The sequence below is a fragment of the Streptomyces sp. NPDC028331 genome (assembly GCF_055565775.1).
Map to the genome: position 1 here is coordinate 53,975 of NZ_JBVHTR010000002.1, position 21,736 is coordinate 75,710.

The window sequence follows — 21,736 nt, forward strand, 5'->3', positions numbered from 1 at the left end:
CAGGAGAACACACGCGCTACAGGCAACCACCCCCCCCCCCCCCCCCCCCCCACCCCCCCCCCCCCCCCCCCCCCCCCCCCCCCCCCCCCCCACCCCTGCCGGCCGGGAGGGTGCGTGCGGCCGCGCCCTCCTCGCTACTCGCTGTCCGTGCTCTCCAGCGTCTTCGACACGTTCACGAAGCCCTTGCGCGCGGCCACCAGCCGCCCGTCGCGCACGGCCTGGAAGGTGACCTCGGAGTTGACCAGGCGGGGGAAGTCGACGACCGCGGTCAGGTCCTGGAAGCGCCAGCGCAGGGGCGGGGTGAGACCGCCGGTGTCGACCTTCACGCCGTTGTCGAGGGCCGCGCGGATCGTCCGGGCGGACACCTCGCCGTTGCCGAGCGACTCGACGACCTGCTTCAGGACCGTGTACGCGATCCACGTGGTCTGCACGCCCGCGTCCGCCGGATCGATCCGGTTGTCGTCGAAGGCCTGCTCCCTGATCACTTCCTTCATCGGGTTCCAGCGCGGGTCCGACGCCTCCGGGTACCAGCCGGTGACGTACGCGTCCTCGTAGGGGCCCGAGCCGCCGCCGGAGGCGTCGACCACCGACTGGTCGACGCTGCCGAGCACGGACGCGGTGCGCACCGGCGGGAAGCCGGCGCTGAGGCGGCGGAAGGAGTCCATGAAGGTCCCGGTGCGCTCGTCGAGCGCCGGCACCACGCACCCCTTCTTCCCGGGGTCCGCCGTCGCCGCCCGCAGCGCCTGCCGTGCCTGGTCGTCGAGGGCGGTGGCGTCCTCGGCGGCGCGCACGTCGCTGGCCGGGGCGTGGTGCGCCGCCTTCAGCCCGGCGTCCAGCAGCAGGGGCAGCTCGTCGCCGGCGACGGTGTCGGGGCGCACCAGGGCGATGTCGCCGCAGGTCTTGCCCAGCTCCTCGCCGAGGCCGGCCAGCAGCGCGGGCTGGCCGCCGTTGACGGGGTAGGACAGCACGCTCTTGAACTCGTCGTCGGTCAGGCCGTAGCCGCCGACGTAGGGGATGCCCGCCGACTCCAGCGGGGAGAGGAAGGAGCTGGCGTACTGGCTGTAGGAGCCGACGACCGCGACGGCGTGCTCCTTCACGGCGCGCCGGGCGCATTTCGCGGCGTCCACGTAGTCGTTGTGGTCGTTGCAGGTCAGGACCTCGAGCTTGCGGCCGCCCAGGCCGCCGTGGGCGTTGACCCAGCGCGCGTAGGCCTGCGCCATCGCCGGCATGCCCGGCTTGTTGGTCGCCGACGTGTCGTCGGGTGCCCAGGTCATGACGGTCACGTGATCGTCCCCGGAACCCCCCGTGGTACCGGGGACGACCCCGCAGGCGACCGCTATCGACGCACAGGCCACCAGTGCGCCCGCGGACAGCAGGACGGTCCTGACGCGGGGAGTCGCTCTCTTACGGACGGGGTCCGGAACGCGGGGGCGGGTGGAGGAGGGGCTGGTGCGTCGCCTGCCGGTCATGGACACGCACGATTCCCTCACACCACTAACCCTCGTGTGACCGCTGGTCAACGACAGGTGACACAGGAGTGAATTGCGGGGGCCGGTGATCCCTATTTCACAGGGAACGTACGATCGATGACCGTGCAAGGTTCGGAGAACTCTTCCCGTCGCGGTCGTCGCTCATCCACCATGGGCCGCATGCCACTCAATGACATGCCGTGGTGGCGCTGGCGCAGCAATGTGCGCTCCGCGCTGCACATGCTCTCCGATCCCGTGTTCCAGCGGGACGTATGGCTCGCCGGGGTCGAAGGGTACGGCGACGTCACCGACGCCGTGTACCGCCTGGTCGAGGACACCTGGCTGGACAACTGGTCGGCCGAGAAGTACGTCGGCACGATCTTCCGGGACTCCCAGGAGGCGGCCCTGGTCGACACCGCCGTACTGCGCGTGCTGCGGATCATGCACCAGGTGGGGCCGGACGCGCCGGTGGACGCCTACCTCAACCACCAGGCGTGGCCGGAGGCGGTGCGCGCGGCACGGGACGCCCACGTACGGCTCTCGGTGGCCGACGGGGAGGACCCGGACGCACCGCCGCGCACGCTCGAGGTGCTGCGGATCCTGACCAGGAGCGCGTAGTCCCCGCCGCCCCGGGCCGTCCGGGTGGCGGGACGGCGGTCCACGCGGGCCCGCGGACATGAGACCCTGGCGGGCATGAACGAGCAGTCCACCCGCGTCCCGGCCCCGGCCGACCAGTACGTCCTCACCCTCTCCTGCCCGGACAAGCAGGGAATCGTGCACGCCGTGTCGAGCTACCTGTTCATGACCGGCTGCAACATCGTCGACAGCCAGCAGTTCGGCGACCAGGACTCGGGACTGTTCTTCATGCGGGTCCACTTCTCCGCCGAGGCCCCGGTGACCGTGGACAAGCTGCGCGCGAGCTTCGCGGCGATCGGCGACTCCTTCCAGATGGACTGGCAGATCCACCGGGCCGACGAGAAGATGCGTGTCGTCCTCATGGTCAGCAGGTTCGGCCACTGCCTGAACGACCTGCTCTTCCGCGCCCGGATCGGCGCGCTGCCCGTCGAGATCGCGGCCGTGGTCTCCAACCACACGGACTTCGCCGAGCTGGTGGGCTCGTACAACATTCCCTTCCACCACATCCCGGTGACGAAGGACACCAAGCCGGAGGCCGAGGCGCGGCTGCTGGAGCTGGTGCGCGAGCTGGACGTCGAGCTGGTGGTCCTGGCCCGCTACATGCAGGTGCTCTCGGACGACCTGTGCAAGCAGCTCAGCGGCAGGATCATCAACATCCACCACTCCTTCCTGCCGAGCTTCAAGGGCGCCAAGCCCTACCACCAGGCCCATGCGCGCGGTGTGAAGCTGATCGGCGCGACCGCGCACTACGTGACGGCCGACCTCGACGAGGGCCCGATCATCGAGCAGGAGGTCGAGCGGGTCGGCCACGACGTCACCCCGGACCAGCTCGTGGCGATCGGGCGGGACGTGGAGTGCCAGGCGCTGGCCCGCGCGGTGAAGTGGCACGCGGAGCGGCGCATCCTGCTGAACGGCCGCCGCACGGTGGTCTTCGCGTAGGGGCCTCAGGCTCCGCTACATCCGGCTCAGGGACGCCGCCGCGAAGAGCACGTCCCTGATCGCCTCCCGGTCGCCGACCTGACCCGCCGCCGTCTCCTGCGGCGGCACATGTCCGGCGGCCAGGCGGCAGAACTCCACCCCGTCGAGCGCCACGTGCGCCACCTCCTGCTCGGCGGAGGCCACCGCACCGGGGGAGTCCAGCGGGATCAGCCACTCGCCGCCGCCCAGGCCCTCGATCTCCAGGCGCAGGCTGCGCCCGGGCTCGCCCGCCGGGACGAGGTGCCGGCCGCCGCGGGGAGGCGCGACGAGCCCGGCGCGCCGCCGGGCGGCCAGCACGAGCGGCAGCATGCGCACCGCCAGGTCGAACATCTGGTGCAGGTGGCGCGGCGCCGGCGGGTCGTAGGGATAGTCGACGGCGTTCGCGATGTCCTCCGCGTGGACCCAGCACTCGAAGGCCCGGTCCAGCATCGCGTCGTGCAGCGACAGCCCGAAGACGCCGTACGACACCGGGACCGCGCCGCGGGTGTCGTCGGTCAGGGACACCGTCCTGACGAGCTGGTGGGCCTGGTCGCGCCACGGGACGCGGATGGAGCGGGTCGGCGGGAAGTGGGAGGCGCCCCAGTACGCCTCCGTGCGCCCCTCGGGACTGCCGTCGTCCCCGGCGGTGTCCCCGAGGGGGTCGTCCAGTCCGAGCGCCACCGCGACCAGTCCGTCGACGCAGAGCAGATGGGCGATCACCCCCGCCACGGTCGTACGGCGGCTGGCCGATCCCCTCCCGTCGAACCACCGCAGCCTGACCGGGGCGTGCCACTCGGCGTCGCCGATGTCCTGCAGCAGGGCGTCCAGGCGCGCGGCCTCCGCGTCGTAGGGGGCCGCCCACTCCGGCACCGGGATGCGCGGCGGGCGCCGGCCGAGGCAGCTCGCCAGGACCCGGGTGCGCAGAGCGGGGTCGAGATCGAGACTCTCGGGCCGCTGCAACAGCCCGACGGCCCTCCGCAGCCGCCGCGCCTCCTCCGCGCACGCATCGCAGCCACCGAGGTGCGCCTCCACCGCGGCGGTCTCCTCCGGGGAGCAGGCGGACAGCGCCCAGGCGCCGAGCAGCGACTTCAGCACCCGGTGCCCGAGCGGGGCGGCCCCGGCCTCGGGCGCCGCGCCGGCGGCCAGCGGCCCCCGGGCCACTTCGGCCATCTGGCGCTCGCCGGCGCCGCCGGGTGCGCCCCGCCCGTCGTACCGCTCCTGGGGGCCGTGGCCGTCGAACTCCTCGCGCCCCCGGGAGCGCTCCGCCCCGCTCACCACGCACCCTCCGTTTCCGGCGGTGTGCCCGAGGGCCGCGTCTCGTGGGCGGTGGCGAGGAGCTGGAGGCCGAGGCGGAGCCGGCGGCGGGCCTCGTCCTGGGTGATGCCGAGGTCGGCGGCGGTCTGGCGGTAGTCCCGGCGCTGGAAGTAGGCGCGCTCCAGGGCGGCGCGCAGCGGCACCGGCATGGAGGTGACGATGTAGTCCGCGCGGGCCGCGACCGAGGCCTGGCGCACCCTGCGCTCCAGGTCCTCGGCCGTGCCCCGGCCGTCCCGTGCCAGCGCGGCGGTCTCGGTGGCGCGCAGCCTCTCGACGGCGAGCCGACGGGTCAGCGCGGCGACCCAGGTCCGCAGCGGCCCCTGCTTGGGGTCGTAGGCCTCGGGGTTCTCCCAGACGTGGACGAACACCTCGCGTGTGATGCCGTCGGCGGCCTCCTCGTCCCCGAGGACCCGGTGGGCGAGGCCGTGCACCAGCGACGCGAACCGGTCGTAGCACTCGCCGAGCGCGGCGGCCTCACCCCGGGCGAGCCGCTGCTGCATCCTGCGGTCCCACCGGGGCGGTGCGTCCTTCTTCGCCATGCGGCCCCCTCGTCCCCGGACGCGCCCTGCGCTCCGTTCCGGTTCAGCCTGTGCCCCCCACGCCTTCGAATGTAGTCGGCACATCGGACGACGCACGCCCCTTTGTGGCAATGTGCGCCCCTCGGCGAGCCGCAGATGGTAGAGGGCGGTTCCGTGGTGCCGTGCGGGGCGCAGGGGCGCCTACCCGGTCGGCCACAGAACAGACTTGAACGAACGAGACCGTTGTCGATTGAAATGGCTCATCTCCTACCCAATTTCGATCGGCAGTTCGGTGTTTCATGGGAGGGGGTTCGGGCAGCCGCGCCGAAAGGAAGCGTAGGGACCGCTTCCGTTTTCATGGACGGCGCGGGCAGGCGGGAGGCGTGCGGTGACGCTCACAGTGACCGGTGAAGAGTGCGGCGGGTGGACCGTGCTGCAAGTGGCGGGCGAACTGGACCTGGTGACGTCACCGGTGCTGCGGCAGCGGGTGCACGACGCGGTGGCGGACGGCCGGCACCGCCTGGTGCTCGACCTCTCCCAGGTGGTGTTCTGCGACTCCAGCGGCGTCGGTGTGCTGGTCGCCGCCCGAAGACTGCTCCGCTCCTGCCGGGGCCGGCTCCGCATCGTGCTGCCCGGGCACGGCGCACCCGACGGCACGCACGTCAACCGGGTCCTCGCCGCCCTCGGCGTCCGCCGCCTCTTCGACGTGCACCCGGACCTCGGCTCGGCCACCGACGACACCTCGCGTCCGCTCCCGGCCTGACCGCACGCCACGGCCCGGCCTGACCGCACGCCACTGCCCGGCCCGAGCGCACGCCGCCGCCCGACGGGACCCCACGCCACCGCCCGACCTGACCGCACGGGACGGCACGGCACCGCGCGGTGTGAGCGCGGGCACACCACGGCGGCGGAACGTTGCAGGACAGCCACACTGTTGTCCCGGAATTCCTGCGGTCTTGGTACAACCGTCGTTTTCCGTCTCTCCGCAAGCCTCCCGCGTCGTACGCTCCGTGCCGGATACACCCCCGATGTGATGTAAGGCGGCCCGAAACACCATGGTCAGCACCGAGTACGAGCGCAGGATCGCCGCCCGGTTCGCCGGCTTCGACCAGGACGGCAACGGCTACATCGACCGCGCGGACTTCAGCGCGGCGGCCAAGGCGGTCCTCACCGAGTTCGGCACCGCGGCCCGGTCCGACCAGGGGCAGGCCCTGTACGCCGGGAGTGAGGCGTTCTGGCAGGGCATGGCCGGGATAGCGGACCGGGACGGCGACCAGCGCATCACCCGCGAGGAGTTCGTGGGCGGCGCGGTGAAGCGGCTGCGGGACAACCCCGAGCGGTTCGCGGAGATCGCCCGTCCCTTCCTGCACGCGGCGCTCGCCGTGGCGGACGGCGACCGCGACGGCGCCGCCACGATCGCCGAGACCGCCCGCGCCCTGAAGGCCCTCGGCGTACCGGAGGAGACCGCCCGGGCGGTGGCGACGGCACTCGACACGGACGGGGACGGCAAGGTCGGCGAGAGCGAGATCGTCTCCGCGTTCGCCCGCTACTTCACGGTCCCGGAGTAGCCCCGGAGGCCTCGGAGCCCGAGTAGCGCTCCCGCAGTTCGTACTTGAGCACCTTCCGCAGGGTCTCCCCCCGCGGAAGGGCCTCCACCACCTCGAGCTGCTCCGGCAGCTTGTGCACGGACAGTCCCGCCGCCCGCAGGTACGAGGCGACGGCGGAGAGCGTCAGCTTCTCGGCGTCCGGCGGCTGTTCGACCACCGCGCACACCCGCTCCCCGCGCGCCTCGTCCGGCAGCCCGATCACCGCGACGTCCTGCACCGCGGGGTGGGTGTGCAGCAGGTCCTCGATCTCCTTGGCGGAGATGTTCTCGCCCTTGCGGATGATGACGTCCTTGCGGCGCCCGGTCAGCACCAGGTGACCGCTGTCGGTGAGACGCCCCAGGTCCCCGGTGCGCAGGAACCCGTCCTCGTCGAACGCCTCCGCCGTCTGCGCCGGATCCAGATACCCCTGGCACACGGCCTCTCCCCGCAGCCGTACCTCCCCGTCGACGACGCGTATCTCCATCCCCTCGGGCGGCCGCCCCTCCGTCGTCGCCAGGTTCTCGGGGGTGTCCTCCGGGTCCCCCATGGTGATCATCGGGACCTCGGTCATGCCGTACCCGTGGGTGAGCTGCACGCCCATCTCCCGCCTGACGGCGTGGTAGATCTCCGGCGGCTTGGGCGCGCCGCCCCCCGCCAGCAGCCGCAGGCTGGGGATGACCGGCACCCCGGGCTGCTTGCGCTGCTCGGTCAGGAACATCGAGTAGAAGGCCGTCGACCCGCCGGCCACCGTCACCCCGTGCCGGCGGTACTCCTCCAGCGCGTCCGGCAGCGCGAACTGCTCGAACATCACCGCCGGGAAGCCGTACAGCAGCAGCATCACCGTGTAGTCGGGCCCCGCGATGTGGGCGTACGGGAACGCCATCGAGCCCACGTCGTCCTCGGTGAGCCGCAGCGCGTGCGCGAGGCACGACCCGCCCGCGATCAGCGAACGGTCGGTGTGCAGGACGCCCTTGGGTGCCGAGGTCGTCCCCGAGGTCCAGTAGATCCAGCGCACGGAGGTCCCCTCGGCGGGCGGCGGGGGCAGCACGGCCGGGTCTCCCTCGGGGAGGTCGTCGTACGCCTCGAAGACGCCCTTCGCGCCGAGCCGCCGGGCCATCTCCGTGTGGTCGTGGCCGCGCCAGACCCCCGGTACGGCGAAGAACTCCGCCTTCGACTCCCTGAGGGCGAAGCCGACCTCCCGGTCCCGGTAGAAGGGGATGACCGGGGACTGCACGGCGCCGAGGCGGGCCAGGGCGAAGGACAGCAGGGCGGTCTCGATCCGGGTGGGCAACTGCCAGGCGACGACCGTGCCGGGGCGCACGCCCATGCCGTACAGGCCGGCCGCGACGCGCTCGGCCCGCGTGCGCAGTTCGCCGAAGGTGAGGACCCGGTCCTCCTGGAGCAGGACCGGGCGGTCGGGGCTGAGTCCGGCGCGGCCGGCCACCAGGTCCCACAGCGTGCGGGCGGAGCTCAGGGAGTGCGGGGTCTCGTTCACGGGTGCCCCCTGCTTGGCTGACGAGTCGTCAGGTGTCATGCTATCTGACGGACCATCAGATGAGCAGTGCCCGGAACGAGCACCGTTCGGCGGAGGGGACCCCATGGCGACCGAACTGCCCCGCATCGTCAGCGTCGACGACCACGTGATCGAGCCCGCCCACCTCTTTCAGACCTGGCTGCCGGCGAAGTACCGCGAGCGGGGCCCGCAGCCGCTGACCGCCGGGATCGGGGAACTGGCCTACGTCGGCGGGAAGTACCAGATCACCATGGACCCGGAGGGGCCGCCGACGGACTGGTGGATCTACGAGGACCTGAAGTTCCCGTACAAGCGGAACATCGCCGCCGTCGGCTTCGACCGGGACGAGATGACCCTGGAGGGGATCACCCGCGAGCAGATGCGCCCCGGCTGCTGGGACCCGGCCGAGCGGCTGAAGGACATGGACCTCAACCACGTCGAGGCGAGCCTCTGCTTCCCGACCTTCCCCCGCTTCTGCGGGCAGACCTTCGCCGAGGCGCACGACAAGGAGGTCGCCCTCGCCTGTGTCCGCGCCTACAACGACTGGATGGTCCAGGAGTGGTGCGGGGACAGCGGCGGCCGGCTCATCCCGCTGTGCCTGGTCCCGCTGTGGGACGTCGAACTGGCCGTCGCCGAGATCCGGCGCAACGCCGCGCGCGGGGTACGGGCCGTGACCTTCTCGGAGATCCCCACCCACCTCGGGCTGCCGTCCATCCACTCCGGCTACTGGGACCCGTTCTTCGCCGTCTGCCAGGAGACCGGGACGGTCGTCAACATGCACATCGGCAGCAGCTCGCAGATGCCCGCCGCCTCCCCGGACGCCCCGCCGGCCGTCCAGGCGTCGCTCAGCTTCAACAACGCCATGGCCTCGATGATGGACTACCTCTTCAGCGGGGTGCTGGTGCGGTTCCCGCGGCTCACACTCGCCTACTCCGAGGGCCAGATGGGCTGGATCCCGTACGCCCTGGAGCGCGCCGACGACGTCTGGGAGGAGCACCGTGCCTGGGGCGGGGTCAGGGACCTGATCCCCGAGCCGCCGTCGACGTACTACTACCGGCAGATCTTCTGCTGCTTCTTCCGCGACAAGCACGGCGTCGCGTCCCTCGACGTGGTCGGCCGGGACAACGCCACCTTCGAGACCGACTACCCGCACGTCGACTCGACCTTCCCGCACACCAAGGAGGTCGCCCTCGACCATGTGAAGGGCCTGGACGACGAGACGATCCACAAGCTGATGCGGGGCAACGCGATCCGCATGCTCGGCCTGGACCTGGACCTGGACCGGGACACGGACCTGGACCCGGACCTGGACCGCTAGTGGATCTGTCGTACACGCCCGAGGAGGAGGAGTTCCGGGCGCGGCTGCGGGAGTGGCTCGGCAAGGTGCTGCCGACGCTGCCGCCGAAGCCGTCCCCGGACGACTGGCCCGCGCGCCGGGCGTACGACCTGGGCTGGCAGCGGATGCTGTACGACGCCGGGTACGCGGACGTGCACTGGGACGCCTCGCCGACGCTGCGGCTGATCTTCCTGGAGGAGACCGAGCGGGCGGGCGCGCCCTATGTGGGGGCGGGCTTCGTCGGGCTGCTGCACGCCGGGCCGACCATCGCCGCCGAGGGCACGCCCGAGCAGCGGGCGCGCTGGCTGCCGCCGATCCTGCGCGGCGAGGAGGCGTGGTGCCAGGGGTTCAGCGAACCGGACGCCGGCTCCGACCTCGCCGCGCTGCGCACCCGCGCGCGCAGGGACGGCGGCGACTACGTGGTGAGCGGATCCAAGATCTGGACCTCGCACGCCGAGGTCGCCGACTGGTGCGAACTGCTGGTGCGGACCGACCCCGACGCGCCGAAGCACCGGGGCATCACCTGGCTCGCCATGCCCATGGACGCGCCGGGCGTCACCGTGCGGCCGCTGCGGACGCTCGCCGGGTCCGCGGAGTTCGCGCAGGTGTTCCTCGACGAGGTGCGGGTGCCGGTCGCCAACCGGGTCGGCGCCGAGAACGACGGCTGGCGCGTGACCATGGTGACGCTCTCCTTCGAACGCGGCACGGCGTTCGTGGGGGAGGTGGTGGCGTGCCGCCGCGTGCTCGGCGAACTCGCCCGGGAGGCGCGGGGCAACGGCCGCTGGGGCGACCCCGCGCTGCGGCGGCGGCTGGGCCGGCTGAACGCCGAGTTCCGTGCCCTGTGGCGGCTCACGCAGTGGAACGTGAGCGAGGCGGAGAGCACGGGCGGGGTGCCGGGCGTGGGCGGCTCGGTCTTCAAACTGAGGTACTCGCACGCGCGTCAGGAGCTGTACGACACCGCGGCCGAGGTGCTGGGACCCGAGTCCCTGGATCTCGGCCGCCCGTGGGTCCTGGACCGGCTGTCGTCCCTCTCCTACACGATCGCGGCCGGCACCTCGCAGATCCAGCGGAACATCGTGGCCGAACGCGTTCTCGGGCTGCCGAAGGGACGGTGACACGGCCGTGCGCTTCCAACCGACCGCCGACCAGCGGGCCTTGCAGGCGGGCGTGCGCGACCTGCTCGGGGGCCGCTTCGGCCGGGACGCGCTGCGGGCCGCCGTGGACCGGCCCGGTGTGCTCGACCGCGGGCTGTGGCGGGAGCTGGGCGAGGCGGGCTTCTTCGCGCTGCGGCTGCCGGAGGCGGACGGCGGGGTCGGCCTCGGCCTGCCCGAGGCGGTCCTGGCCTTCGAGGAGGCCGGCCGCGCGCTGCTGCCCGGCCCGCTGGTGGCCACCCACCTCGCGGCCGGCGTGGTGCCGGGCGCGGCGAGCGGGGAGACTCTGGTCACGGCGGTGTACGGCGGCCTCGTGGAGTGGCTGGGGGAGGCGGACGTCGTCCGCGGCGAGGCGACCGGCGCCGTGCCGCTGGCGTCGGTGGACCCGCTGACGCCCGTGCACCGGGTCGCCCGGGCCGCCGACGGCAGCGGGCCCGAGCCCGTCGCCGAACGCGGCGAACCGGGCCCCGTCGCCGTCCTCCTCACCGCCGCCGAACAGCTCGGCGGCGCGGCACGGACCTGCGAGCTGGCGGTGGAGCACGCGCGGACCCGGGAGCAGTTCGGACAGCCGATCGGGGCCTTCCAGGCGGTCAAACACCTGTGCGCCGAGAGTCTGGTGCGGGTGGAGACGGCGCGCGCCGCCGTGTACGCCGCCGCCGTCACCGCCGACCCCCTCGACATCGCCGCGGCCCGCCTGCTCGCCGACGAGGCGGCCGTCCGCTGCGCCCGCGACTGCCTGCAGGTGCACGGCGGCATGGGCTTCACCTGGGAGGCGGAGGTCCATCTGCATCTGAAGCGTGCATGGGTACGGACCCAGCGTATGGGTTCGAGCACACATAGTGAGGAAGTGCTCGCGACGGACCTGCTCCGAGGGTCGGCCTAGGGGGCCATGAGCAGGGCTTCTTCGCTGTGGCCGGGTCCGGATGTCGCGGATTGTGGCAATCCGGAATCACTGAGCGTTGATACCGGGTTGTGTCCTACGCGTGACTTGTCACGGGGTGGAGTCGCGGGAGGGCTCCGGTACCTTGTGTGGGATGCGAGCGGTTCTGAGCCCGATCCACCACGGTGCGGCCCCTGAGGCGGTGCCGGATCCGGCGATGCGTGCCGTTCGTGCGGCAGGGCGGACCGTCGTGCCTGCCTGTTCGACTCACCGTGGCAAGCGTCGCACAGTATGGCGTACGCGTACTCCTTCGCGCTGGAATATGCCCGAAGCGCTTGTTGGGGTGACTGTACGTCAACCATGCTGTCATGCAAGGGAATCACGGTCCGTGATCCTGGTTCCTGCCATGCAGACGATGACCACGATCGTGGCCCTTGTGCGGCCCGAGGCGATGTGTCCGCCGGTTCGGATGGTGTGAGCGGTGCAGGTGCTTCAAGTGCAGCTGGAGATCCGGCCCGACCCCGCTGAAGTGGGTCGGGCCCGGCGGTGGACGCGCTCGCGTCTCGCCGGGTCGGGCATAGCGGCGGACGAACCGCTGGCCGAGACGCTGATCCTGCTCGTCTCGGAACTGGTCACCAACGCCGTGGTGCACACCGGTTGCCCCGCCGTGCTGCGCCTGCTGCTGACCGGCGCGTGCGACGACCCCTCCGGCACCCCCGCCGGGACCGTCCGTCTGGAGGTCGCCGACGCCAGCGCCCGCCCGCCGCAGCCCCGGCACGCGGGGGGTGAGGAGACCGGCGGCCGCGGCCTGGAGCTGGTCGACGGGCTCGCCGACCGCTGGGGCTGGGACGCCGAGGGCGCGGGCAAGCGCATCTGGTGCGAGGTGGACCGCTGCACGCCCTCGGTCGCGGACGGCACGGCGGTGTGCGGCACGGAGGTGGCGGCCTGCGGGGTGGAGGCGGTGCCCCGGTTCGCGTACGGCGTGCTGTGACGGGTGTGACCGAGCCGTAGGGCGGGGTGTGGCCGAACCGGATCCGGTGTCCGTACCGGGTGCCGGTGCATGCGCCTGGGCAGGAGCGGCACGACGGTCGCCCGGACCCGGCCGACTGGAGTGGATCGTGGTCGAGTGCGCCCGGGTGTGCTTCCGCGCGCGCCGTCATATTAAGGGCGTACGTGATGAATTGCCGAGCTGCTGTTGACGGCACGTGTCCGTTTGATCACGCTTGTGTTCGGCGATCCGCCGTGAGGGGACGCCGAGGACTCGCGTGACGGGAGCCCTCGACGAGTGCGGATCGTGCTTCGGCACCGGCTCCTTGCGGGGCCGGACGGTCCTGAGGGGCCGTCCGGAGGGCAGGCGGACACGCCGAAAGGGCCGGTGGCGCGTCGTGTCGCGTTCGGGGCGAGGTGGGGGCCTCGCGCTCGAGCGCCGTCGAGAGCCGGGGGGCGCGCCGCCGGCCGCATCCGGCCCGTCTCCGGCTCTCAGAGGACGGCCACCGGTGCCACGGGGCCGCCCGTGCCGCCGACGAACGGTTCGGGTGTCGCGGACAGCAGGAAGGCGTAGCGCCCCTCTTCTCCACAGGCTGTGGACAACTCCTCGAGATTCCAGTTCTGCCCCTGCGGCATCCCCATCTCCACCAGATGGAGGGCGTGCACGGGCAGCCACAGGTCCTCGATCTCGGGGGGAAAGACCTCGAAGGTGAGGGTGTCGTTCGCCACGGCCGCCACATCGCGCGCGTGGAACCACTCCGGGGTCCGCACGGACAGCCCCGGCGACGGATACCCGTAGGCCTGCCTGTCGCCGGAGAGGTAGGTGCGGATCTGCCCGGTCCGCACGAGGACGATGTCGCCCGCCCGCACGCGCGTCCCGGCGAACTCCTCGGCGGCGTCCAGATCCTCCGGTGTGACCGCGTACGAACCCTCGAGCCGCTCCCGGCCGAGCGCGCGGGGGAGGTCGAGGAGCACCCCGCGGGAGACGATGTGCCGCGGCTTGTCGATCCCGCTGAACGCGGCGCCGCCGTGCGGTGTGACCGTGCCGGCCGGGCGGCCGTTGTAGAGCCTGCCGGAGTGCGACGCGTGCGCAAGCGCGTCCCAGTGGGTGGCCGCCTGGAGCCCCATGGTCACGGCGTCGTCGCTGCACGCGACCGTGCCCGGCCCGAAGATCTCCTGGTTGATCTGCACCATCACGTGCAGCGGATTGACCCGCCCCGGGATGACGCCGGTCTGCACTCCGTCCTGCCGGAGCGGGAGGGCGAGCGGAACCCGGCGCCCGCTGCGCACACAGGCGGCGGCCTCGCGGACCACCCGGTCGGTGACGAGGTTCAGCGTCCCGATCTCGTCGTCCTGGCCCCAACGCCCCCAGTTGTTCACGCGCTTCGCGATCTCGTGGAACTCGGCGGGCAGCGACATCGGTCCTCCCGGGGGCTTGTCCTGCCGTATCTGACGAGCCGTAGAATCCGACTGCCGACGAATCTAACGATCCGTCAGAAGCTCTGGAAGAGGAAGGGCAGGGGTGAGCATGGCGAACTTCCTGGCGGGCAAGGTCGTCGCCGTGACGGGCGGGGGCCGGGGCATCGGGCGGGCGGTGGCGCTGGCCGCGGCGGCGGAGGGGGCACGGGTCGTCGTCAACGACCACGGGGTCTCCATCGACGGCGCCTCCCCCACCAGCGAGGTCGCCGACGCCGTGGTCAAGGAGATCGAGGGGGCGGGCGGGGAGGCCGTCGCGGTCGCCGACGACATCTCCACGATGGCGGGCGGGCAGCGGGTCGTCGACCAGGCGCTCACGGCGTACGGCCGCCTGGACGGGGTGGTGTGCGTGGCGGGCATCCTGCGCGAACGGATGCTGTTCAACATGACCGAGCAGGAGTGGGACCCGGTGGTCGCCACGCACCTCAAGGGCACCTTCACGGTGTTCCGCGCCGCGTCGGCGGTGATGCGGAAGCAGCGCGCGGGCACGCTGATCGGCTTCACCAGCGGCAACCACCAGGGCTCGGTGGCGCAGGCCAACTACAGCGCGGCGAAGGGCGGAATCATCTCCCTGGTCCGCAGCGCGGCGCTCGGCCTGCACAAGTACGGGGTGACGGCGAACGCGGTGGCACCGGTGGCCCGGACCCGCATGTCGGCGAACGTCCCCATGGAACTCAAGGAGATCGGCGACCCCGAGGACGTGGCGGCGCTGGTGGTCTACCTCCTGTCCGACCGCGCGAAGGAGGAGGGCGTCACGGGGCAGGTGTACACGATCGCGGGGCCGAAACTGGCGGTCTGGGCACAGCCGAGGGAACTGCGGGCGGCGTACGCGGAGGGCGCGTGGACCCCGGAGCGGATCGCGGACTTCCTGCCCGGAACGGTGGGGGTGGATCCGATGCCGTTGCTGGGGCAGGTGGAGGCGATGGAGAGGGCGGCGCGGCGCCACCGCTGAGCTCGGCGGTGCGCGATCGAGCTCGGCACCGCGGGTTCGTCGGCGGCTGCGGCTGGTTCGTGGCTGGTCGCTCCGCCAAGTTCCCGGCTTCGCTCGAACAGGGGGCCCCTTCGCGGCGGAGCCGCATGACGGCACGGCCTCGCGCCCCTGACGGGGGCGCACCCCAGCCCCTCCGGTCCAGTGACGTATCACCGGCCACAACCCAAGGCGGAACCATGGACTTCGAGCCCGACCCGCAGGACGAGGTGTTCCGTACGCAGGCCCGCGCCTGGCTGGAAGCCCACCTCGGCACCCCCCACACCCGCCGGTCCTGGGAGCGCACCCTCGGGCAGGCCGGCTGGATCGGTCTGTCCTGGGCCGAGGACGGCTACGGCAACCGCCGAGCCACGCTCGCCCAACAGGTCGTCTGGGCCGAGGAGTACGCCCGCTCCCAGGCACCACCCCGTTCCGGCCACATAGGGGAGAACCTCCTCGCCCCCACCCTGCTCGCCCACGGCACCCGGGAGCAGAAGTCCCGCTTCCTCGCGCCCATAGCCCGGGGCGAGGAACTGTGGTGCCAGGGCTACAGCGAACCCGGCGCCGGCTCCGACCTGGCGGGCGTGCGCACCACCGCCGTGCGCGACACCCCCGCCTCCTACCGCGTCACCGGGCAGAAGATCTGGACCTCCCTCGCCCACGAGGCGGACTGGTGCTTCGTCCTCGCCCGCACCGACCCCGCCTCCCGCCGCCACCACGGCCTGACCTTCCTCCTCGTCCCGATGGACCAGCCCGGCCGTATCGAGGTCCGCCCCATCCGCCAGCTCACCGGAGCCGGCGAGTTCAACGAGGTCTTCTTCGACGGCGCGACGGCCCGCGCCGAACACGTCGTCGGCGGCGAGGGCAACGGCTGGCGCGTGGCGATGAGCCTGCTCGGCTTCGAACGCGGCGTCTCCACCCTGGCCCAGCAGATCGGCTTCGCGAACGAACTCGCCGACGTGGTCCGCACGGCCGTGGCCACCGGCGCGGCGAGCGACCCCGTCCTGCGCGACCGCCTGGTCGCCCAGTGGGCCGAACTGCGCACGATGCGCTGGAACGCCCTGTGCACCCTCGGCGACACGACGGACCCGGCCGCCCCCAGCGTGGCCAAACTGCTGTGGGCCCGTTGGCACCAGCGCCTGGGCGAACTCGCGATGCGGGTCAGGGGCGCGTCGGCCGCGGCAGGTCCGGCCGACTGGTCGCCCACGGCGCCGTACGAGCTGGATCCGCTCCAGCACCTGTTCCTGTTCAGCCGGGCCGACACCATCTACGGCGGCTCGGACGAGATCCAGCGCACGATCATCGCCGAGCGCGTGCTCGGCCTGCCGAGGGAACCCAGGGGAACCGAGGGCTGAGGGAGTCGCGATGCCAGGCGTGAGGTCGGACGTGGTGCCGGGCGGGCCGCGCACGGTACGGGGTGTGGTCCACGACGGCGCGCGGACGTGCGTCGTGGACGACCTGGAGGTACGGGAACCGGGCCCCGGCGAGGTCCAGGTGGCGATCTCGGCGGCGGGCCTGTGCCACAGCGACCTCTCCGTGGTGGACGGGACCATACCGTTCCCGGTCCCCGTGGTGCTCGGGCATGAGGGCGCCGGAGTGGTGGAAGCGGTCGGCGCGGGCGTCACCCATGTCGCGCCCGGCGACCACGTGGCGCTGTCGACCCTGGCGAACTGCGGGACGTGCGCGGACTGCGACCGGGGCCGGCCGACGATGTGCCGGCAGGCGATCGGCCGCCCCGGCCGCCCGTTCACGCGGGCCGGCCGGCCGGTGTACCAGTTCGCGTCCACCTCCGCCTTCGCGGAGCGCACGGTCGTCAAGGCCGTCCAGGCGGTCCGCATCCCCAGGGACATCCCGCTGTCGTCGGCGGCCCTGATCGGCTGCGGAGTCCTCACCGGCGTGGGCGCCGTGCTGAACCGCGCCCGGGTGGACCAGGGCGACACGGTCCTCGTCATCGGCACGGGCGGCATCGGCCTCAACGTCATCCAGGGCGCGCGGATCGCGGGCGCGTCGCGGATCGTCGCGGTGGACGCCAACCCGGCGAAGGAGGAAGTGGCCCGCCGGTTCGGCGCGACCGACTTCCTGACCTCGACGGACGGCGTGAAGGACGCCCTCCCCACCGGCGCCGACCACGCGTTCGAGTGCGTGGGCCGGGTGGAGCTGATCCGCGCGGCCATCGACGCCCTGGACCGCCACGGCCAGGCGGTGCTCCTCGGCGTACCGCCGGCGACGGCCGAGGCGTCGTTCCTGGTCTCGTCGATGTACCTGGACAAGTCCGTCCTGGGCTGCCGCTACGGCTCCTCCCGCCCCCAGCGGGACATCGCGCGCTACGCCGGGATGTACCGCGAAGGCCGCCTGCTGCTGGACGAGTTGGTGACGGCGACGTACCCGGTGGAGGACTACGGGAAGGCCGCGGCGGACGCGCAGGCTGGGCGGGTGGCGAGGGCCGTGCTGACGTTCTGACCGGGGCGGCCTATTCGCCCCGCCGGCGGCTCCGGTTCAGGACGAGCACGGACGCCGCCAGCGTGGCCAGTGCGGCTCCGTAGACGATCAGGGCCGGGACGTCCGTGAGGCCGGTGGTAGTCGTGGTGGTGCGGCCGGACGCGTCGGTCGTGGTCTGCGAACCCGAGACCGTGGCGAGGCCGACCGCGAGGACGATCAGCGGCGCGGCACAGGCGAGCAGGGCGTTACGGACGGAGCGCTTCATGAGGGTCTCCAGACGTGGACGGGATCGAACCGGATGAGGTGTGTGCACCGAAGGAGCGGTGCCGGGTGAGGCGTTGTCCTCGCAGCAGCACGGCCGTCATCCCGGCCGCGACGGCCAGGACCGTGGCCCACGCCCATCGGGACGTGTCCCAGGACTCGCCGTACGGCACGGCGAACAGCTCCGTGCGGGCGGGGCTCAGGACCAGCACGAGGAGCAGCAGCACGCTGCCCGGCGCGGCCAGGGCGCTGCCGCGCTCCCCGCCGGAGAGGCGGAGGCCGAGCACGGACAGCAGGACGGTTGCCGCTCCCAGCGCGGCCGCCTCCAGCGACAGCCCCGCAACAGGCAGCGCGACGCGGTCCTCCGGGTGCATCGCGGCCCGGAGCATGAACGCGCACGCCGTCCACACCACGGCGAGCGGTGTACAGACCAGCGCGAGCCGCTGGAGCCGCCGTACCGCCAGGGGGAGCGGCAGTGTCGCCGTGAGGCCGGCCGCCGGGTCGTCCAGGGCGAACGCGACGGGGAGTGTGCACAGCACGGCCGCCACACGCAGCAACAGGGCCGCGTCGCCCGCTTCCAGGCGGGTGGAGAGGGCGAGGGGCAGTACGGCGACCACCAGGGCCGGACCGCCGCCCAGGGCCATGGGCACCCGTGGCATGAGCCGCAGCAGGTGCGGCCCGAGGGCGGTGTGCAGGGTCAGTGGGCCGCGCATGACGTGCCCTCCGATCCCTCTTCGGCGTCCCGCGGTGCCGAAGCGCCCAGCAGCCGCGCCGCCCGCACGGTGCTCGTGCGGTCGTCGGCCAGAACGGGCCAGGACGCCTTCAGGCGGTCGCCGACCCCGGCCGCGGGCAGGTCGAGCAGATCGAGGACGACCCGCACCTCCGGGCCGTTCACGGAGATGGATTCCGACGAGTCCAGCGTGGTGAGGGTGATACCGCCGACGCTGCGCCGGTTCAGCGAGCGCAGGGCGTCGGCCGTCTCCGGGGTCGCCTGCGCCGCCAGCCACAGGACCGTCACGGCGCGGGCCCGGCACAGCATGCCCGGGACCGGTGCGCCTTCCTGGCGGGGGCCGGCGACCACGCGGTCGGCGAACCGCGCCGCGAAGGAGAGCATGGCGCCGCCGCCGATGTCGTCCGTACCCCACTGGGTGCCGACGGTGACGGCGCCGGGTGTGTGGTGCCGGGCGTCGTCCTGCGCCCACGCCTGGAGCGGCGGCATGCCGGCGACACCGTCGCGGTCGCCGCCGAAGAACAGCCGCTGCCGCACCGCGTACGGACCGGTCCGACGGTCGGCCGGCACTGCGCGGAGGATGCCGTCGGTCACCCGCTGCCAGTCCTTCGTACGGCCCAGGAACTCGGGGAACGCGCAGAACGTGACCTGGTCGGCCGCCCGGCAGCGCTGGTGGTCCCCCGGGTGTCGCTCCGCGTCGGCCCTGCGGGCCGCCAGCGCGTCGGGGACCGGCCGGTACTGCAGGGCGCCGGCCGCGACGGCGACCACGGCCAGCAGGACGAGCGCCGTCCGCGCAGGCAGCGCGCGTGCCCCGGCCCGGACCAGGGCGAGCAGGACCAGTACGCCGGTCAGGGCGGCCAGGTAGACGAGGTGCTCCAGGGTGGGGCGGTGCATCAGGCCGGTGGGCAGCGGGGCCGCGAACTCGCTCTCCACACCGACCGGACCCACCCACTTCATGCCGCGTACGCCCAGCGCGCTGCCCAGCACCAGGGCTCCGAGGAGCAGTGCGGCGAACGGGCCCGCCGTGGCCGACGGGGTGTAGCGGGCGAGGGTGACGCCGGCGCAGCCGGCGAGCAGCACCACCAGCGGTCCGGTGGCCAGTTCGGCCGGCGACGGACTGCCGACGGCGGTGGGGGCCGATGCATAGGAGGCGATGCGGGCCGCGGCGAGCACCGCCGCCACCGCGGCCGGCGGCAGGGCGGTGACAAGGTGGGCGAGCGTGCGCCGCCACAGGGGCAGGGTGAGGACCTCGCAGAGCCGTTCCGCGCCGTGCCGGTGCATGCGGGTGGCCACGAGGTTCGTCGCGATGAGAGCGCCCGCCGCCGGCAGGAGCAGCGGCAGTTGGGTGTAGCGGTCCTCGTCCTGGAGCACCGGGTACCGGCCGTGCGGCCCGTCGCTCCATGCCGCGTACGCCCAGAGGGCGGCGTAGAGGAACACCGCGGCCAGGAAGGCCGGGTGCAGCAGTACGCGCGCGGACTCGAAGCGTGCCAGGGCCCACTGGGCCCGTGACGCGTTCTGGCGCGGCGGAGGGAGGGGGCCGACGGGGGGGACGGGGTGCGGGTCCAGGGCCGTCACGGCGCTCCGGTCGCCCTCCGTGCCGTGGCCGCCCGCACGATGCCCCTGCGTGCCGGGCCCGTCGGCGTGGTGTCCCTGTGTGCCGGGCCCGCTCATGCCGGGCCCGCTCATGCCGCGCCCGCCGGTGTCCGGTCGCCGTCGAGGAGCAGGAGGTAGCCGTCCTCGATGGTCGGTTCGACCAGCGACGCGCCGGCCGGCGGAACCCCGATGTTGCGGAACGTGCCGACGCCGGTGCGCCAGGCCGCGAGGGCGCCGGGCGCGCGTTCGCCGCTGCTCCAGACCCGGCCCTGTGCCAGCAGGGCCAGTTCGGCCGGGGTGCCCTGGAACTTCACGGTGCCGTGGTCGAGTACGACGACCTTGTGGCAGAGGGCCGCCACGTCCTCCGTCTGATGGGTCGAGAGCAGGACCGTCCTGCCCTCGCCCAGTTCGGCGATGAGCTCACGGAAGCGCAGCCGCTGTTCGGGGTCGAGTCCGACGGTCGGTTCGTCCAGGATGATCAGTTCCGGGTCGCCGACGATGGCGGCGGCGAGGCCGACACGCTGCCGCATGCCGCCCGACAGCTTCCGGATCCGCTTGCCGCGGTCCGCGGTCAGACCGACCTCGTCCAGGACCCTGCGGACCTCCGTGCGCCGGGCCTCCCGGTCGCTGATCTCCTTCAGGATTCCCACGTAGTCGATGAAGTCGAACGCGGTGAAGTGGGAGGGCAGCCCCGGGTTCTGCGGCAGGTAACCGAGCCGCCGGCGCAGGGCCTGCCGGCCGGCCGTGGTCAGGGGATCGAGGCCCAGGAGCGACAGCGTGCCCGAGTCGGGCACGCTCGCCGTGGCCAGGGTGCGCAGCAAGGTGGTCTTGCCCGCTCCGTTGGGTCCCAGCAGACCCGTCACTCCCCGCCCCAGGGACAGGGACACTTCCTTCAGCGCCGTGTGGCGCCCGTAGCGCACGCTGATGCCGGTCAATGTGACGTGTCCGGTTTCGGATCGCATCTACGCGACTCCCCTCGTTCCCGCCGTCGGCCCGCCGTGGGCGGCCGCCCGGCCTTGCTTGTCGAACCTGTCGAATCCGTCGCGCAGCACGACGAGAGCGCCGACGGCCACCAACGCCACGGCCGCCATGGCCAGTTGCGCGCCCGGGAGGAGCATGCGGGTCGCCGCGGGCAGGTCGGATCGGTAGGTGGCCACGAGGCAGAGGGCCCAGGCCGCGAGCGTCGTCGCGATGGCCGGCAGGGCGTCCATACGGCTCGACAGGGCGAGACAGACCGCCGTGAGCATCAGCGACGGGACGAGCCAGCCGAGCGTGTAGGGGAACGGCAGCGGCAGGCCCGCGGCGCCCGCCGCGCTCAGCAGCAGGCTCAGTACCTGCACCGCGGCCGCGCGCAGCAGGACGACGCGGAAGCCGCCCAGCGGGGAGACCGCCAGCCACACGTACGCCGGGTCGAAACGCTGACCGGTGACCGCGACGACACCGACAGCCGACAGCGCGGGTACCAGAGCGAAGAACAGCAGGGGCGCCGAGGCCGACTCGCTCCAGCGCGCGGCGGCCACGGTGAGCAGGAGCAACAGGGCCGCCCCGCCCCACCAGGACCAGCGCAGCGCCGGCATCGCCGCGCACAGCCGGGCGGCGTCCTCCGGGACTCCCACGCGCAGCGCGCACCGTTCCAGCAGGCTCCTCGTGGGCTCGTCGGTGGCGCGGTCGACGCGCTGCCACAGGGAGGACAGCTCCGCCTCGTCCACCACGAGCGGGGACAGCCGCTCACGGCAGGCGGCACACCGGTCCAGATGAGCCTCGACGGCACCCCGGGCCTCCCCGGGGAGCGGTCGGGTCGCGTACTCCCGGAGCAGACCGGGGCTCAGGTGCGTCGAGTCGCCTGCCGGGTCGTCGGCCCAGCCGGCCGGTTGTGCCCCACTCATCGGCTCCTCCTCCAGCCCATGGCGTCAGTCGCCGTCG

At 73.0% G+C, this 21,736-nt stretch carries 21 protein-coding genes; 11 read left to right on the forward strand and 10 right to left on the reverse strand.

The genetic code is table 11. The features are described from left to right. Positions 1–134: 134 nt before the first annotated feature. Complete coding sequence (locus ACZ4SW_RS02390; protein ID WP_468236821.1) at positions 135–1,469, reverse strand: ABC transporter substrate-binding protein; 1,335 nt, start codon at positions 1,467–1,469, stop codon at positions 135–137. A gap of 117 nt (positions 1,470–1,586) precedes the next feature. Here ACZ4SW_RS02390 and ACZ4SW_RS02395 point away from each other — a divergent pair, with 117 nt between their 5' ends. Next, on the forward strand, positions 1,587–2,087 hold the full coding sequence (locus tag ACZ4SW_RS02395; RefSeq protein WP_468236824.1) for an SCO4402 family protein: 501 nt from the start codon (positions 1,587–1,589) through the stop codon (positions 2,085–2,087). A 75-nt stretch (positions 2,088–2,162) separates the two neighbouring features. Beyond that, a complete protein-coding gene (gene purU, locus ACZ4SW_RS02400) occupies positions 2,163–3,044 on the forward strand; it encodes a formyltetrahydrofolate deformylase (RefSeq protein WP_468236826.1) in 882 nt (293 codons plus the stop codon). Between the two features lie 15 nt (positions 3,045–3,059). On the opposite strand, the gene ACZ4SW_RS02405 is transcribed toward purU, so the two are convergent. Together ACZ4SW_RS02405 and ACZ4SW_RS02410 are read right to left on the reverse strand one after the other, a co-directional pair. Continuing rightward, on the reverse strand, positions 3,060–4,337 hold the full coding sequence (locus ACZ4SW_RS02405; RefSeq protein ID WP_468236829.1) for a zf-HC2 domain-containing protein: 1,278 nt from the start codon (positions 4,335–4,337) through the stop codon (positions 3,060–3,062). After that, a complete protein-coding gene (locus ACZ4SW_RS02410) occupies positions 4,334–4,915 on the reverse strand; it encodes a sigma-70 family RNA polymerase sigma factor (RefSeq protein WP_468236832.1) in 582 nt (193 codons plus the stop codon). The genes ACZ4SW_RS02405 and ACZ4SW_RS02410 overlap by 4 nt, the downstream gene beginning before the upstream one ends. Positions 4,916–5,282: 367 nt before the next feature. Here ACZ4SW_RS02410 and ACZ4SW_RS02415 point away from each other — a divergent pair, with 367 nt between their 5' ends. Both ACZ4SW_RS02415 and ACZ4SW_RS02420 read left to right on the forward strand, forming a co-directional pair. Next, the gene (locus ACZ4SW_RS02415; protein ID WP_468236834.1) at positions 5,283–5,657 is read left to right on the forward strand and encodes an STAS domain-containing protein; all 375 of its coding nucleotides are present in this window, start codon (positions 5,283–5,285) and stop codon (positions 5,655–5,657) included. Between the two features lie 292 nt (positions 5,658–5,949). Then, a complete protein-coding gene (locus ACZ4SW_RS02420; RefSeq protein ID WP_468236837.1) occupies positions 5,950–6,462 on the forward strand; it encodes an EF-hand domain-containing protein in 513 nt (170 codons plus the stop codon). Here the strand turns inward: ACZ4SW_RS02420 and ACZ4SW_RS02425 are convergent. Continuing rightward, positions 6,446–7,975, reverse strand: a complete 1,530-nt coding sequence (locus tag ACZ4SW_RS02425; RefSeq protein WP_468236839.1) for a class I adenylate-forming enzyme family protein — start codon at positions 7,973–7,975, stop codon at positions 6,446–6,448. The genes ACZ4SW_RS02420 and ACZ4SW_RS02425 overlap by 17 nt on opposite strands. 103 nt (positions 7,976–8,078) lie before the next feature. Between ACZ4SW_RS02425 and ACZ4SW_RS02430 the strand changes: the two genes are divergently transcribed. The 4 genes from ACZ4SW_RS02430 to ACZ4SW_RS02445 all read left to right on the forward strand — a co-directional run bounded on the left by ACZ4SW_RS02430 (position 8,079) and on the right by ACZ4SW_RS02445 (position 12,351). Next, complete coding sequence (locus tag ACZ4SW_RS02430; protein WP_468236842.1) at positions 8,079–9,311, forward strand: amidohydrolase family protein; 1,233 nt, start codon at positions 8,079–8,081, stop codon at positions 9,309–9,311. Beyond that, positions 9,311–10,444 carry an acyl-CoA dehydrogenase family protein gene (locus ACZ4SW_RS02435; protein ID WP_468236845.1) on the forward strand — a complete coding sequence of 378 codons (1,134 nt, stop codon included), beginning with the start codon at positions 9,311–9,313 and terminating at the stop codon, positions 10,442–10,444. Before ACZ4SW_RS02430 ends, ACZ4SW_RS02435 begins: the two co-directional genes overlap by 1 nt. 7 nt (positions 10,445–10,451) lie before the next feature. Continuing rightward, entirely contained in the window at positions 10,452–11,363 is a 912-nt protein-coding gene (locus ACZ4SW_RS02440) for an acyl-CoA dehydrogenase family protein (RefSeq protein WP_468236847.1), read from the forward strand. 478 nt (positions 11,364–11,841) lie between these two features. After that, positions 11,842–12,351, forward strand: a complete 510-nt coding sequence (locus tag ACZ4SW_RS02445; RefSeq protein ID WP_468236850.1) for an ATP-binding protein — start codon at positions 11,842–11,844, stop codon at positions 12,349–12,351. A gap of 488 nt (positions 12,352–12,839) precedes the next feature. Here ACZ4SW_RS02445 and ACZ4SW_RS02450 read toward each other — a convergent pair whose 3' ends face one another. Continuing rightward, positions 12,840–13,766, reverse strand: coding sequence for a cyclase family protein (locus tag ACZ4SW_RS02450; RefSeq protein ID WP_468236853.1), 927 nt, complete (start codon positions 13,764–13,766; stop codon positions 12,840–12,842). Positions 13,767–13,875: 109 nt separating this feature from the next. Here ACZ4SW_RS02450 and ACZ4SW_RS02455 point away from each other — a divergent pair, with 109 nt between their 5' ends. From ACZ4SW_RS02455 to ACZ4SW_RS02465, 3 genes are all read left to right on the forward strand, one after another. Then, positions 13,876–14,775, forward strand: coding sequence for an SDR family NAD(P)-dependent oxidoreductase (locus ACZ4SW_RS02455; RefSeq protein ID WP_468237582.1), 900 nt, complete (start codon positions 13,876–13,878; stop codon positions 14,773–14,775). A gap of 215 nt (positions 14,776–14,990) precedes the next feature. Next, complete coding sequence (locus tag ACZ4SW_RS02460; RefSeq protein ID WP_468236855.1) at positions 14,991–16,145, forward strand: acyl-CoA dehydrogenase family protein; 1,155 nt, start codon at positions 14,991–14,993, stop codon at positions 16,143–16,145. A 10-nt stretch (positions 16,146–16,155) separates the two neighbouring features. After that, the gene (locus tag ACZ4SW_RS02465) at positions 16,156–17,250 is read left to right on the forward strand and encodes a Zn-dependent alcohol dehydrogenase (protein WP_468236858.1); all 1,095 of its coding nucleotides are present in this window, start codon (positions 16,156–16,158) and stop codon (positions 17,248–17,250) included. A gap of 10 nt (positions 17,251–17,260) precedes the next feature. On the opposite strand, the gene ACZ4SW_RS02470 is transcribed toward ACZ4SW_RS02465, so the two are convergent. The 5 genes from ACZ4SW_RS02470 to ACZ4SW_RS02490 are packed head-to-tail and all read right to left on the reverse strand — an operon-like array spanning position 17,261 to position 21,699. Next, the gene (locus tag ACZ4SW_RS02470; protein ID WP_468236860.1) at positions 17,261–17,494 is read right to left on the reverse strand and encodes a hypothetical protein; all 234 of its coding nucleotides are present in this window, start codon (positions 17,492–17,494) and stop codon (positions 17,261–17,263) included. Next, on the reverse strand, positions 17,475–18,203 hold the full coding sequence (locus tag ACZ4SW_RS02475; protein WP_468236863.1) for a hypothetical protein: 729 nt from the start codon (positions 18,201–18,203) through the stop codon (positions 17,475–17,477). Before ACZ4SW_RS02475 ends, ACZ4SW_RS02470 begins: the two co-directional genes overlap by 20 nt. Further along, positions 18,188–19,891: a hypothetical protein gene (locus ACZ4SW_RS02480; protein WP_468236866.1), complete on the reverse strand. Its 1,704-nt coding sequence runs from the start codon at positions 19,889–19,891 to the stop codon at positions 18,188–18,190. The genes ACZ4SW_RS02475 and ACZ4SW_RS02480 overlap by 16 nt, the downstream gene beginning before the upstream one ends. An 11-nt stretch (positions 19,892–19,902) precedes the next feature. After that, a complete protein-coding gene (locus ACZ4SW_RS02485; protein WP_468236869.1) occupies positions 19,903–20,775 on the reverse strand; it encodes an ABC transporter ATP-binding protein in 873 nt (290 codons plus the stop codon). Next, positions 20,776–21,699, reverse strand: a complete 924-nt coding sequence (locus ACZ4SW_RS02490; protein WP_468236872.1) for a zf-HC2 domain-containing protein — start codon at positions 21,697–21,699, stop codon at positions 20,776–20,778. Between the last annotated feature and the right edge of the window lie 37 nt (positions 21,700–21,736).

What these genes read in the sequence shown, in the direction of transcription:
- ACZ4SW_RS02390 (WP_468236821.1), bottom strand. Translation starts at nt 1,469, where the DNA reads ATGACCGGCAGGCGACGCACCAGCCCCTCCTCCACCCGCCCCCGCGTT.
- ACZ4SW_RS02395 (WP_468236824.1), top strand. Translation starts at nt 1,587, where the DNA reads ATGACCGTGCAAGGTTCGGAGAACTCTTCCCGTCGCGGTCGTCGCTCA.
- purU (WP_468236826.1), top strand. Translation starts at nt 2,163, where the DNA reads ATGAACGAGCAGTCCACCCGCGTCCCGGCCCCGGCCGACCAGTACGTC.
- ACZ4SW_RS02410 (WP_468236832.1), bottom strand. Translation starts at nt 4,915, where the DNA reads ATGGCGAAGAAGGACGCACCGCCCCGGTGGGACCGCAGGATGCAGCAG.
- ACZ4SW_RS02420 (WP_468236837.1), top strand. Translation starts at nt 5,950, where the DNA reads ATGGTCAGCACCGAGTACGAGCGCAGGATCGCCGCCCGGTTCGCCGGC.
- ACZ4SW_RS02430 (WP_468236842.1), top strand. Translation starts at nt 8,079, where the DNA reads ATGGCGACCGAACTGCCCCGCATCGTCAGCGTCGACGACCACGTGATC.
- ACZ4SW_RS02450 (WP_468236853.1), bottom strand. Translation starts at nt 13,766, where the DNA reads ATGTCGCTGCCCGCCGAGTTCCACGAGATCGCGAAGCGCGTGAACAAC.
- ACZ4SW_RS02455 (WP_468237582.1), top strand. Translation starts at nt 13,876, where the DNA reads ATGGCGAACTTCCTGGCGGGCAAGGTCGTCGCCGTGACGGGCGGGGGC.
- ACZ4SW_RS02460 (WP_468236855.1), top strand. Translation starts at nt 14,991, where the DNA reads ATGGACTTCGAGCCCGACCCGCAGGACGAGGTGTTCCGTACGCAGGCC.
- ACZ4SW_RS02465 (WP_468236858.1), top strand. Translation starts at nt 16,156, where the DNA reads ATGCCAGGCGTGAGGTCGGACGTGGTGCCGGGCGGGCCGCGCACGGTA.
- ACZ4SW_RS02470 (WP_468236860.1), bottom strand. Translation starts at nt 17,494, where the DNA reads ATGAAGCGCTCCGTCCGTAACGCCCTGCTCGCCTGTGCCGCGCCGCTG.
- ACZ4SW_RS02475 (WP_468236863.1), bottom strand. Translation starts at nt 18,203, where the DNA reads ATGCGCGGCCCACTGACCCTGCACACCGCCCTCGGGCCGCACCTGCTG.
- ACZ4SW_RS02480 (WP_468236866.1), bottom strand. Translation starts at nt 19,891, where the DNA reads ATGAGCGGGCCCGGCACACAGGGACACCACGCCGACGGGCCCGGCACG.
- ACZ4SW_RS02485 (WP_468236869.1), bottom strand. Translation starts at nt 20,775, where the DNA reads ATGCGATCCGAAACCGGACACGTCACATTGACCGGCATCAGCGTGCGC.
- ACZ4SW_RS02490 (WP_468236872.1), bottom strand. Translation starts at nt 21,699, where the DNA reads ATGAGTGGGGCACAACCGGCCGGCTGGGCCGACGACCCGGCAGGCGAC.